Source organism: Rhizobacter sp. P5_A1 (genome assembly GCF_056400745.1).
This window is the reverse complement of record NZ_JBFUKR010000007.1, coordinates 24,431-35,499: the sequence shown is the minus strand read 5'-3', so window position 1 is coordinate 35,499 and position 11,069 is coordinate 24,431. Positions and strand designations below refer to the sequence as shown.

The 11,069-nt window shown below is 68.9% G+C and carries 13 protein-coding genes; 1 reads left to right on the top strand and 12 read right to left on the bottom strand.

Annotation, left to right across the window (positions count from 1 at the left end; all coding sequences use genetic code 11):
• Positions 1–2 precede the first annotated feature (2 nt).
• The 11 genes from AC1DTW_RS09570 to murJ all read right to left on the bottom strand — a co-directional run bounded on the left by AC1DTW_RS09570 (position 3) and on the right by murJ (position 10,037).
• A complete protein-coding gene (locus AC1DTW_RS09570) occupies positions 3–650 on the bottom strand; it encodes a DUF47 domain-containing protein (protein WP_477980825.1) in 648 nt (215 codons plus the stop codon).
• Positions 651–746: 96 nt separating this feature from the next.
• Positions 747–1,415 carry a deoxynucleoside kinase gene (locus AC1DTW_RS09565; RefSeq protein ID WP_477980824.1) on the bottom strand — a complete coding sequence of 223 codons (669 nt, stop codon included), beginning with the start codon at positions 1,413–1,415 and terminating at the stop codon, positions 747–749.
• Positions 1,415–1,768, bottom strand: a complete 354-nt coding sequence (locus AC1DTW_RS09560; protein WP_477980823.1) for a DMT family protein — start codon at positions 1,766–1,768, stop codon at positions 1,415–1,417. The genes AC1DTW_RS09565 and AC1DTW_RS09560 overlap by 1 nt, the downstream gene beginning before the upstream one ends.
• Entirely contained in the window at positions 1,765–2,268 is a 504-nt protein-coding gene (folK, locus tag AC1DTW_RS09555) for a 2-amino-4-hydroxy-6-hydroxymethyldihydropteridine diphosphokinase (protein WP_477980822.1), read from the bottom strand. The genes AC1DTW_RS09560 and folK overlap by 4 nt, the downstream gene beginning before the upstream one ends.
• Positions 2,252–3,397: a serine hydrolase domain-containing protein gene (locus AC1DTW_RS09550; protein ID WP_477980821.1), complete on the bottom strand. Its 1,146-nt coding sequence runs from the start codon at positions 3,395–3,397 to the stop codon at positions 2,252–2,254. Before AC1DTW_RS09550 ends, folK begins: the two co-directional genes overlap by 17 nt.
• A gap of 15 nt (positions 3,398–3,412) precedes the next feature.
• Entirely contained in the window at positions 3,413–5,065 is a 1,653-nt protein-coding gene (gene pcnB, locus AC1DTW_RS09545) for a polynucleotide adenylyltransferase PcnB (RefSeq protein ID WP_477980820.1), read from the bottom strand.
• A gap of 23 nt (positions 5,066–5,088) precedes the next feature.
• A complete protein-coding gene (locus AC1DTW_RS09540; protein WP_477980819.1) occupies positions 5,089–5,772 on the bottom strand; it encodes an HAD family hydrolase in 684 nt (227 codons plus the stop codon).
• Positions 5,769–6,440 carry a DnaA regulatory inactivator Hda gene (hda, locus tag AC1DTW_RS09535; protein WP_477980818.1) on the bottom strand — a complete coding sequence of 224 codons (672 nt, stop codon included), beginning with the start codon at positions 6,438–6,440 and terminating at the stop codon, positions 5,769–5,771. Before hda ends, AC1DTW_RS09540 begins: the two co-directional genes overlap by 4 nt.
• Positions 6,437–7,498, bottom strand: a complete 1,062-nt coding sequence (locus tag AC1DTW_RS09530) for an AI-2E family transporter (protein WP_477980817.1) — start codon at positions 7,496–7,498, stop codon at positions 6,437–6,439. Before AC1DTW_RS09530 ends, hda begins: the two co-directional genes overlap by 4 nt.
• A 90-nt stretch (positions 7,499–7,588) precedes the next feature.
• Positions 7,589–8,470: a SirB1 family protein gene (locus AC1DTW_RS09525; protein ID WP_477980816.1), complete on the bottom strand. Its 882-nt coding sequence runs from the start codon at positions 8,468–8,470 to the stop codon at positions 7,589–7,591.
• A 10-nt stretch (positions 8,471–8,480) separates the two neighbouring features.
• Positions 8,481–10,037, bottom strand: a complete 1,557-nt coding sequence (murJ, locus tag AC1DTW_RS09520; RefSeq protein ID WP_477980815.1) for a murein biosynthesis integral membrane protein MurJ — start codon at positions 10,035–10,037, stop codon at positions 8,481–8,483.
• A 162-nt stretch (positions 10,038–10,199) separates the two neighbouring features.
• Here murJ and rpsT point away from each other — a divergent pair, with 162 nt between their 5' ends.
• Positions 10,200–10,505, top strand: coding sequence for a 30S ribosomal protein S20 (gene rpsT, locus AC1DTW_RS09515; RefSeq protein WP_477980814.1), 306 nt, complete (start codon positions 10,200–10,202; stop codon positions 10,503–10,505).
• 66 nt (positions 10,506–10,571) lie between these two features.
• Here rpsT and AC1DTW_RS09510 read toward each other — a convergent pair whose 3' ends face one another.
• The gene (locus AC1DTW_RS09510) at positions 10,572–10,907 is read right to left on the bottom strand and encodes a DUF3579 domain-containing protein (protein ID WP_477980813.1); all 336 of its coding nucleotides are present in this window, start codon (positions 10,905–10,907) and stop codon (positions 10,572–10,574) included.
• Positions 10,908–11,069 lie beyond the last annotated feature (162 nt).

Genomic DNA, 11,069 nt, shown 5'->3' with positions numbered 1-11,069 from the left:
GGTCAGGAATTCTCGAGAACCACGCCTTCGATGAGATTCGCCACGTCCTCGCAACGGTCCGAGATCGACTCCAGCAGTTCGTAGATCGCCTTCAGCTTGATCAGCTCGCGCACGTCCTTCTCTTCGCGGAACAGCTTCGACATCGCCGAGCGCATCACGCGGTCGGCGTCGGACTCGAGCTTGTCGATCTCTTCGCAGGTCTTGATAGCGGCCTCGGCCGCCTCGGCCTGGCTGATCTTCGGCAGCAGCGCGACCGCATGCTGCACGCGCTCGCAGCACTTCGCGCTGATGTCGCCCAGGCGCAGGATGTCTTCGGTCATCGCGCGCACGTCGTACAGCGACATGGTTTCCGACGCGTCCTGCAGCAGATCGAGGATGTCGTCCATCGCGTTGATCAGGCCGTGGATCTGCTCGCGGTCGATCGGCGTGATGAAGGTCTTGTGCAGCAGCCGGTTCACCTCGGCGGTGATCCGGTCGGCCTGGCGCTCGGCGGTGCCGACCTCGCTCGCGTACTTCTCGCGCAGCGTCGGATCGGCGTAGTTCTGGATCAACAGGATGAACGAGCGCGCACCGGCAACGATGAAGTCACCGTGCTGGTTGAACAGCTCGAAAAAATTGCCTTCGCGCGGAAGCAGCTTGCCGAACAGCATGTGGTGTTCTCTCCCTGGGCTCCGCGAAAGTCACGAAACCGTCATCAAATTGACTCGGCGGGAGTGTACTTGCCGGGTGCATCGCGCTAACAGGCCCTACCCGAACGGAATCTCGACGTGCGAGTTGAAGAACTCGCGTCGGCCGCGAAAGGCGGCCAACCGTTCGAGCAGCACCGCGAAATCGGCGTCGCGATCGACCGGGTCGAAATGCTCGGTGCCGAGCGCGAACACCGGCGCGCCGTCATAGGCATGAAAGTACTCGACGTAGGCATCGCACAGGCGCTGCAGGTACTCGGACGCGATGCCCTGCTCCATCGGGATCGCACGCCGCTGGATGCGCCGCAGCAGCGTCGGCGGCGAGGCCTGCAGCCAGATCACGAGGTCGGGCTCGCGCACCTGCGGCGCGACCTGCTCGTACATCTGCGTGTACAGCCGGAACTCGTCGTCGCTGAGGTTCAGGCGCGCGAAGATCGCGTCCTTCTCGAACAGGAAATCGCTGATCACGGCACTGGTGAACATCCCCGGCTGCACCGCGGCCTGCATCTGCTTGACGCGCTGGAACAGGAACGCGAGCTGGGTCTGGAACGCGTAGCCCGGCATGTCTTCGTAGAAGCGGTCGAGGAACGGGTTCTCGTGCGGCTGCTCGAGCAGCAGCTCGGCACCGAGGTGCGCCGCGAGCCGGCGCGCCAGCGTGCTCTTGCCGACCCCGATCGGACCCTCGATCGCGATGTGCCGAAAGCGCTGCAGCGCGGAGGGGTTCGACATCAGCTGCGGAAGATGAAGTACACCGCGCCCACCATGCACAAGCCGGCCCAGACGAAGTCGAGCTTGAACGGCTGGTCCATGTAGAGACACGCGAACGGCATGAAGACCGCGAGCGTGACCACCTCCTGCGTGATCTTCAGCTGCGACAGGCTCATGCCGCCGGCGAAGCCGATGCGGTTGCCCGGCACCTGCAGCAGGTACTCGAACAGCGCAATGCCCCAGCTGACGATCGCGGCCCAGTACCAGGGCCGGTCGGCAAGGCTCTTCAGGTGGCCGTACCACGCGAAGGTCATGAAGACGTTCGACGCGGCCAGCAGCAGCACCATCTTCAGCGAGGCGGGAATGACATTCATCGAGGCAGTTTATCGATCCGCTGGTCGGCCACCCGCGGCAGCAGGCCGGCGATCGGCCCGAGACCGGGAATGACCTGCTGCGGCGCGATCTCGGCCAGCGGCGCGAGCACGAAGGCGCGTTCGTGCGCGCGCGGGTGCGGCACGGTCAGCGCGGGCGTCGCGATGCGCTGGTCGCCGTACAGCAGCAGGTCGAGGTCCAGCGTGCGCGGTGCGTTGCGGTACGGGCGCTCGCGGCCGTGCACGCGCTCGATGCGCTGCAGCTCGGCGAGCAGCGTTTGCGGCGCGAGGCCGGTGTCGATCAGCACGACGGCGTTCAGATAGTCCGGCCCGCTCGAGTCGATCGGCGCGCTGCGGTAGATCGACGAGGCCGCGCGCAGCTGCGTCTCGGGCAGCGTGGCGAGCGCGACGAAAGCGGCATCGAGCGTGGCGCGCGCGTCGCCCAGGTTCGCGCCGAGCGCGATGAACGCCGCGGTCGCGGGCCGCTCAGTCGAGCGCGGCATACACCGCCTGGCGGAACAACTCGCGCACGTCGTCGAGCAGCCCAGGTGTCTGCGTCAGGACGATCGCGAACATCGCCTCCGGCGGATCGACGAAGAAGGCCGTGCCGGCCGCACCGCTCCAGCCGTAGCTGCCGATCGATCCCGGCTCGGTGTGCTCGCCGAGCGCGGTCTTGACCGCGAAGCCGAGCCCGAAGCCGTGGCCCGGCGGCAGCAGATCGTTGGCGCGCGCGATCGGCCCGAGGTGGTCGGCGGTCATGAACTCGACCGTCTTGCGGCCCAGCAGGCGCACGCCTTCGAGCCGCCCGCCGTTCAGCAGCATGCGCACGAAACGCGCGTAGTCGGCGGCGGTCGACAGCAGCCCCCCGCCGCCACCTTGCAGCGGGGCCGGCACGCGCGCATCGAAGACCGGCACCAGCGGCACGCCTTCGGGCGGCTTCGCGAACGGTTCGGCGATGCGATGCTGTTGCTCGGCCGGCACCGCGAAGCCGGTGTCGACCATGCCCAGCGGATCGAAGACCGCAGCCCTCAGGTGATCGCCGAGCGGCGCATCGGCGATCACTTCGATCACGCGGCCAAGCACGTCGGTGGCGCGGCTGTAGTCCCAGACCTCTCCCGGCTCGTGCGCGAGCGGCAGGCTCGCGAGACGCCGCACGTGCTCGACGCTCGTCTGTGCGCGCGAGTACAGGTTCGCCTGCGCGTACAGCCGGCGCACCGGCGACGGTTCGTGAAACTCGTAGGTCAGGCCCGCGGTGTGGCGCAACAGATCGTGGACCGTCATTGCGCGCTTCGGCGCCGCGCCGTCGATGCCGACCTTCGCGCCCGCGAACTCGGGCAGGTAGCGCGCGACCGGGTCGCGCAGCAGCACCGCACCCCGCTCGGCCAGCTGCATCAACGCGACCGACACGATCGGCTTCGTCATCGAGTAGATGCGGAAGATCGAATCGCGGCCCATCGCGATACCGCGCGCCGGGTCCTGCTGGCCGAGTGCCTCGAACAGGCCGCACGCGCCGTGGCGCTCGATCATCACGACCGCACCGGGGACGCGGCCGGCCGCGATCCATGCGTTCAGCGCGGCCGTCAGCCGCTCGAGCGCCGGCCCGTTCAAGCCGGCAGATTCAGGCTCGCCCACGGCTCGGCTCCAGGCTCAGATGTCGTGCGACGGGTTCGGCGTGCCGGTCTCGAACGCCGCGACCGATTCGCCGCCGTCGGTGGCCGCTGGCTTGCGGCGCCGGCGCCGGCGCTTCTTCGGCGCGTCGGTCGCCTCGCCGGGGGCACCCCCGTCGTCGTCGGCCGATGACGGTGCGCCGGCCGCTTCGCTCGCAGGCGCACGGGGCGTCGCTTCACTCGCGGGTGCCCGCGGCGTGCTCGTGCGCACGCGCCGCGGCGCGCCCTGGGCGCGCGCAGCATCGAGCAGCGCGCGCCGCCCGGCTTCATCGGCGAGCGAAAAGTCTTCCCACCAGTTCGCGAGCTCGGCGTCGATCTCACCGGCATCGCCACGCAGGCGCAGGAAATCGAAGCCGGCACGAAAGCGCGGCTGCTCGATCAGCGTCGCGACGCTGTTGCCCTGGCGGCGCTCGAAACGGGTCTGCATCAGCCAGATCTCGCGCATGTCGGCGCCGAGCTTGCCGCGGCCCGAGATGTCGCCGATGCGCGCGTCGAACACCGTGTCGACGGCCTGCTGCAGCGCCGGGAACGGCGCCTCGCCCTTCGCCTTGAGCTTCTGCCAGCCATCGAGCACGTCGTGCCACAGCATGCACGCGAGCATGAAGCTCGGCGCGACCGGCTTGCCCTCGTTGACGCGCCGGTCGGTGTCGGCGAGCGCCAGCTGCACGAACTTCTCGCGGCCGTCGTGCCGATGCGCCTCGTCGAGTGCGACATCGAGCACCGGGAACACGCCGCGGTGCAGGCCCTGCTTGCGAAGCTCCTCGATGCTGGCCAGCGCGTGGCCGGTCTGCAGCAGCTTGATCATCTCGTCGAAGGTGCGCGAGGCCGGGACGTTGTCGAGCAGCCCGGCCATCTCCTTGATCGGAGCGCGCGTCTTGGCCTCGATCTCGAAGCCGAGCTTGGCCGCGAAACGCACGACGCGGATGATGCGCACCGGGTCCTCGCGATAGCGCGCGGCCGGGTCGCCGATCATGCGCAGCAGCTTCTTCTTCACGTCCTTGATGCCGCCGTGGTAGTCGACGACGATCTCGCGCACCGGGTCGTAGTACATCGCGTTGATCGTGAAGTCGCGCCGTGCGGCGTCTTCGATCTGCGGGCCCCAGACGTTGTCGCGCAGCACCCGGCCTTCGGCATCGACCACGTGGCTGTTTTTTGCAAGTCGGCCGGCCAGATCGCTGCGCGAGGTCAACTCGTTGCCGCTCACCTGCTCGGCAGCCGCCGCATCGACCATCGCGCGGAAGGTCGAGACCTCGATCACCTCGGACAGGCCGCGCTCCTGCCGGCCGCGCCCGAACACCACGTGGACGATGCGAAAGCGCCGGCCGATGATGAAGGCGCGTCGGAACAGCGCCTTGACCTGCTCGGGGGTGGCGTTCGTCGCGACGTCGAAATCCTTCGGCCGCATGCCGACCAGCAGGTCGCGCACCGCGCCGCCGACGATGTAGGCCTCGAAGCCGGCATCGGCCAGCGTGCTGACGACCCTGACCGCGCGCTCGTCGACCAGCGACGGGTCGATGTGGTGCTCGCTCTTCGGCACCTCGACGCGCTTGGCAGAAGGCGCAGCCCCGCGATTCTTCGCGGCATCGGCCTTGGGCCCCTTGCCGAGCAGCTTGTCGATGAATTTCTTGATCATTGCGAGTCTTGTTTCGTTCTCGATCAGTCGAACAGGTTCAGGATGCGCCAGCCGCGCGCCTCGGCGATGCGCCGCAGCGCGGGCGTCGGGTTCGTCGCGACCGGATCCGTGGCGCGCTCCAGCAACGGCAGGTCGTTGACCGAGTCGCTGTAGACGCTGATGCGCCCGAAGTGGCCCCAGGTCTTGCCGCGTTCGCCCAGCCACTCCTGGACCCGGGTCACCTTGCCCTCGCGGTAGCTCGGCGTGCCGGCAATGCGGCCCGTGATGGTACCCCCGGCGCCGTGCTCGAGCCGCACGGCCAGCAAATCGGCAATGCCGAAGGCGCTGGCGATCGGCGCGGTGATGAAGTCGTTGGTCGCGGTGACGAGCGCGACCAGGTCGCCGCGCGCCTGGTGCGCGCGCACGAGGTCGAGCGCCACCGGACGCAGCTGCGGCGCGATCACTTCGGCCATGAACCGGCGGTGCGCGGCCTCGGCCTCGACGGGCGTCCGCGCACGCAGCGGCTCGGTCGCGAACGCGATGTACTCGTGGATGTCGAGCAGACCCGCCTTGTACTGCGCGTAGAACGCGTCGTTGCGGCGCGCGAATTCGGCCGCCTCGACCCAGCCCGAGCGCACGATGAACTCGCCCCAGGCGTGGTCGGAGTCGAGCGGCAGCAAGGTGTCGTCGAGGTCGAACAGGCAGAGGTTGGGGAGCGCTTCGGTCATGGTCCACTCTCTTCGGCCAGCATCTGCTTGAGCAGCGGCACCGTGATCTGGCGCTTGGTCGCGAGCGAGAACGTGTCGAGCCGATCGAGCTGCGCGATCAGGTGCTTCAGGTCGCGCGCGAAGCGCGTCAGCAGATAGTCCATCACGTCGTCGGAGAGAAAGATGCCGCGCTGGTCGGCGACGCGGCGCAGCGTCGCACGCACCTCGGGCTCGGCGAGCGGCCGGAGCGCGAAAACGTGGCCCCAGCCGAGGCGCGTGCGCAGGTCCTCGCGCAGCGGCAGATCGACCGGCGGCACGCGCCCGGCTGCGGCGACCGGCACACCGCGCGTCGCGGCCTCGACGAAGAGCGCGAATGCGGCGTGCTGCTGCGCCGGGTCGAGCAGCTCGCAAGCGTCGATCACGACAAGCGCCCAGGCGTCCTCGAACGGCCATGGCGCGGGGTCGGCGGCGCTGAACCAGCCGGCGCGCAGGCCCTGCGTGTCGAAGCGGTGCACGAGCGCTTCGAGCAGATGCGTCTTGCCGACGCCGCTGTCGCCCCACAGGTAGACGGGAGCAGCCTGCGCGTCGAGCGCCTGCAGGTGCTGAACCGCCGGCGCGTTCGCGCCAGCGACGAAGGTCGCGAAGCTGCGCCGCGCCTCGATGCCGATCGCCAGCGGAATCTGCCTCATCCGCCGAACAGCTCGCTCTCGACGTAGGTCGCCCGCAGGCGGCGCACCGCGACGACCAGCACGGCGCTGACCGGCAGCGCGATCAGCACGCCGACGAAGCCGAACAGGTGGCCGAACGCGAGCAGCGCGAAGATCACGGTCAGCGCGCTCATGCCGATGCGCTCGCCGACGAGGCGCGGCGTCAGCACGAAGCCCTCGAGCATCTGGCCGATGCCGTACACCACCGCGACGCTGATCAGCCCGTGCCAGCCGGCGAACTGCAGCGCGCCCGAGAGCAGCGCGAGGACCAGGCCGAGCCCGAAGCCCACGTACGGGATGAACACTGCGAGCCCGGTGAACACGCCGACCGGCACCGCCAGGTCGAAGCCGAACAGCGCCAGCCCGGTGCTGTAGTACACCGCGAGCACGACCATCACGAGCAGCTGGCCGCGCAGGTACTGGCCGAGGGTGCTGTCGCACTCCTCGATGAAACCGTCGACGCGCAGGCGCATGCGCGGCGGGATCAGGCCGGCGGCGCGCGCGACCAGGTGGTTCCAGTCCATCAGCAGGTAGAACAGCACCATCGGCACCAGGAACACGTTGCCGACGATCGCCAGCAGGATGCTGCCCCCGATGCGCGCCGAGCTCAGCGCGGCGGCGATCCAGTCTTCGACGTTGGCGTCGAGGTACTTCAGCACGAAGGCCTTGATGCTCGTGGTGTCGAGCGCCACATCGATGCCGAAGCGCGCGAGCCACGGCGCCAGCTCGGCATTCAGCCGATCCGCCAGCAGCGGGATCTGCTCGCGCAGCAGCGGCAGCTGCTTCGACAGGATCGGCACGATCAGCAGCAGCACCGCGAGCACGATGACGATCGCGGCGACCTCGACCAGCGCCACCGCGATGATGCGCGGCACGCGCCGCACCGCGAGCCGCTCGACCAGCGGGTGCAGCACGTAGGCGAGCACCGCGCCGACGATGAACGGCGTCAGCACGGGCCCGAGCAGCCACACGACCAGCGCGGCGGCAAGGCTGATGGCAATCCAGGTGAGGGTTTGGCGCTGCGCAGGGGTGGGTGTCATGGTGATGGCTGGCGCGGTGGCGCTCACCATGTGAAGGGTGCGGGAATTCTACGGGCCTGTGCGTCGCCCGCGCGCCGTCGCGCCGCAGCCTCAGTGCAGCCGCAGCGGCCCGCCGCCGCGCAGCGCGGCCAGGCGCCGCGCGATCTCCACCCGGTCGGACGCATCGAGCGCATGCTCGAGGTAGTCGGCCAGGTCGCGGGCGGCGGCGGCATTCGCGCCGAGCTCGGCGTGGACGAGGCCACGATCGCGCCGCTCCTCCCAGGCTTGCGGCAACAGCACGACCAGGCGCTCCTGCACCTGCAGCTGACGGCGCCAGTCGTGCACACCGCGGTGGATCTCTTTCAGGTTTCGCAGCATGCGCGCGACGACCTCACGCGCACTCGCGGCCTGCAGGAACAGCCCGAGCGGCACGTCGAACTCGCCCTGCAGCCCGCGATGGCGCTTGTAGGGCGCGAGCAGGTCGTCGAGCTCGTCGCGCGACAGCGACTGGCCGGTGAAAGGATCGATCACGACCTCGCCCTGCTGCTGGCCGGTCGCCATCCGCAGCTTGATCAGGAAGTGCCCGGGGAACGAGACCCCGCGCGCCGTCAGGCCGATCTGCGATGCCAGTTCGATGTACAGGATCGCCAGCGTGATCGGGATCCCACGCCGCGTGCTCAGCACCCGGTGCAGGTAGCTGTTGTCCGGGTCGTAGTAATGGTTGATGTTGCCGGCGAAGCCGAGCTCCTGGAAGAAGAAGCGGTTCAGCCAGCGCAGGCGCTGCACCGGCACCGCGTCGGCCGGGAAGCGCCGCTTCAGCCGCACCGCGAGCGCGTCGATCTCGGCCAGCACGGCCTGGGTGTCGAGCTGGGGAAAGTCGTCTTGCGCAATCGACACCGCAGCTTCGACGAGCGACAGGCTGGCGTCGTCGGCCACGAGGGAGGCGAAGTATTCGAGCGCAGTCGGCGTCTCGAATGTCAAGGGACCCGGCATGCCCCCAAGTTTAGCCGCGGCGCACGAACTGTTGAAGTTTCAAACCGCTCATTCGCAGCGTGCCGAAGTACAGCAGCGCGGCCGCGGCCAGGCACAGCGCGAGCCAGCCGATGCGCTGCACCTGGTGGTCGACCAGGCCGACCCAGTCGATCCGGCGTTCGGCCCACACCAGCAGGCCGCCGAGCAGCGCGCTGGCCCCGAACACACGCAGCGCGAAGCCGGGCCAGCCGGGCTCGGGCACATAGGCGCCCGAGCGCTTCAGGCCGCTGAACAGCCAGAACGCGTTGATCATCGCGCCCAGGCTGACCGACAGCGCCAGCCCGGCGTGGCCGATGAACGGCACGAAGATCGCATTCATCACCTGGGTCAGCACCAGCACGGCGATCGCGATCTTCACCGGCGTGCGCGTGTCCTGCCGCGCGTAGTAGCCAGGCGCGAGGATCTTCACGCCCACCAGCCCCATCAACCCGACGCCGTAGCCCATCAGCGCGCTGGCGGTCTGCTGCACCGCGGCCGCATCGAACGCGCCGCGCTGGAACAGCACCGCCAGCAGCGCGTTCGGGAACACCAGCAGCGCGACCGCGCAGGGCAGCGCGAGCAGCAGCACCAGCCGCAGCCCCCAGTCGAGCAGGCCGGAATAGGCCTGCGCGTCGTTGCGCCCGTTCGCGGCCGAGAGTTGCGGGATCAGCACGATGCCGAGCGCGACGCCCAGCAGCCCGGTCGGGAACTCCATCAGGCGCGAGGCCCAGTCGAGCGACGAGACCGCGCCGACGCCCTGGTGCGACGCGATCTGCGTGTTGATCACGACCGAGATCTGCGCGACCGAGACGCCGAGCAGCGCCGGCGCCATCTGGCGCATCACGCGGCCGACGCCCGGGTGCGCCCAGGCGGCGCGGATGCGGCCTGGCACCACACCGATCCGCGGCAGCGCGCCGAGGCGGCGCAGCGCCGGCACCTGCACCGCCAACTGCAGCACGCCGCCGACGATCACGCCGACCGCCTGCGCGTAGATCGGCTCGATCCCCCAATGCTTGAACACCGGACCCAGCCACCAGGCCGCGCCGATCGACGCGAGGTTCAGCAGCACCGGCGTCGCGGCCGGCACGACGAAGCGTTTCCAGGTGTTCAGGATGCCGGCCGCGAGCGAGACCAGCGAGATCAGCCCGATGTACGGGAACATGATCCGCGTCATCACGACCGCGTCGTCGTACTGCTTCAGCCCGGAGGCCATCAGCCAGACCATCAGCGGCGCGGCGACGATGCCGACGACACAGGTCAGCACCAGCACCCAGAACAGGATCGTCGCGACCGCATCGATCAACGCCTGCGTGACGGCGTCGCCGTCGCGTGCCCGGGTCTCGCCAAGCACCGGCACGAAGGCTTGCTGGAACGCGCCTTCGCCGAACAGCCGGCGCAGGAAATTCGGGATGCGAAACGCGACGTTGTAGGCGTCCATCCAGGCGCTGTTGCCGAACGCGCCGGCCACGACCACGTCGCGGGCCAGCCCGGAGATGCGCGAAACCAGCGTGAGCAGCGAAATGGTGGATGCGGCCCGCAGCAGGTTCATGACTGGCGTGGTGCGGGGCGCGCTGGGCGCTCGCGGAGGAAAGACGGAGCCGGCCGATTATAGGTAGCACCCGCTCACGCGCCGCGCCGCGGTTTGCAGGCAGGTGCCGCCGACTGCTATACTCGCGGTCTTTGCTCCACCCTCAATAAGAGAAGTTAAGCCATGGCCACCTCGTCCAAAGCCAAGAAGAAAACCGTTCGCATCGCTTCGGGCCTGAAGCGCGTGCGGCAAGACGTGAAGCTCAACGCCGCCAACACCGCGCTGCGTTCGAAGTTCCGCACCGTGATCAAGAACGTCCAGAAGGCCGTCGTCGCCGGCGACAAGGCGAAGGCCGCCGATCTGTTCAAGACCGCCCAGGCCGTGATCGACTCGGTCGCCGACAAGGGCCTGTTCCACAAGAACAAGGCCGCGCGCCACAAGAGCCGCCTGTCGGCCAAGGTCAAGGCGCTGGCGGCTCCCGCAGCCTGATCTGCTTCGAGGGTGGGGAACGAAGGGCTCGCACTGCGAGCCCTTTTGCATTGGTGCCCCGACGGGTCAGTCGATCCTCTTGACGACCGGCGGCTCGGGCACGAGACAGGCTTCGCTGAGCTGCAGGTGGTTGTCGCGGGCGAAGTTCATCACGAAGTCCCAGGCCATCGGCTCGACATCGCGCAGCGCCTCGCTGACGATCACGCACTTGACGCCATTGATCACGCGCGGCACGCACAGCGGCGAGTAGCCGATGAACGACGCCAGCCCGCCCTGCACGCCTTCGGGGCGAAAGCATGACATCGCGCCCGCCAGCCGCTCGGCCCAGTCGCTGGGGCGAAACGGCTGGCCCTCGAGCGTGATGCCCTGGATGAAGAATTCGCGCGGCAGGGGGATGGTCATCGGGTCGATTCGGACGAGGCTGCGTGGCCACGCAGGGCGCTCTTGCCACAGGGGCCGGCGCGCGAGACGCACCATTGTGCCGCGAATGTGTTGCAGTGCAGCACGATCTGTGCCGATGGGGTTCGGTTGCATTGGTATTCATCGGCATTTTCCGGGCCGGAT

Excerpts from the sequence above, each read along its gene's own strand:
- AC1DTW_RS09570 (WP_477980825.1), bottom strand. The coding sequence starts at position 650 with ATGCTGTTCGGCAAGCTGCTTCCGCGCGAAGGCAATTTTTTCGAGCTG.
- AC1DTW_RS09565 (WP_477980824.1), bottom strand. The coding sequence starts at position 1,415 with ATGTCGAACCCCTCCGCGCTGCAGCGCTTTCGGCACATCGCGATCGAG.
- AC1DTW_RS09560 (WP_477980823.1), bottom strand. The coding sequence starts at position 1,768 with ATGAATGTCATTCCCGCCTCGCTGAAGATGGTGCTGCTGCTGGCCGCG.
- folK (WP_477980822.1), bottom strand. The coding sequence starts at position 2,268 with ATGCCGCGCTCGACTGAGCGGCCCGCGACCGCGGCGTTCATCGCGCTC.
- pcnB (WP_477980820.1), bottom strand. The coding sequence starts at position 5,065 with ATGATCAAGAAATTCATCGACAAGCTGCTCGGCAAGGGGCCCAAGGCC.
- AC1DTW_RS09540 (WP_477980819.1), bottom strand. The coding sequence starts at position 5,772 with ATGACCGAAGCGCTCCCCAACCTCTGCCTGTTCGACCTCGACGACACC.
- hda (WP_477980818.1), bottom strand. The coding sequence starts at position 6,440 with ATGAGGCAGATTCCGCTGGCGATCGGCATCGAGGCGCGGCGCAGCTTC.
- AC1DTW_RS09530 (WP_477980817.1), bottom strand. The coding sequence starts at position 7,498 with ATGACACCCACCCCTGCGCAGCGCCAAACCCTCACCTGGATTGCCATC.
- AC1DTW_RS09525 (WP_477980816.1), bottom strand. The coding sequence starts at position 8,470 with ATGCCGGGTCCCTTGACATTCGAGACGCCGACTGCGCTCGAATACTTC.
- murJ (WP_477980815.1), bottom strand. The coding sequence starts at position 10,037 with ATGAACCTGCTGCGGGCCGCATCCACCATTTCGCTGCTCACGCTGGTT.
- rpsT (WP_477980814.1), top strand. The coding sequence starts at position 10,200 with ATGGCCACCTCGTCCAAAGCCAAGAAGAAAACCGTTCGCATCGCTTCG.
- AC1DTW_RS09510 (WP_477980813.1), bottom strand. The coding sequence starts at position 10,907 with ATGACCATCCCCCTGCCGCGCGAATTCTTCATCCAGGGCATCACGCTC.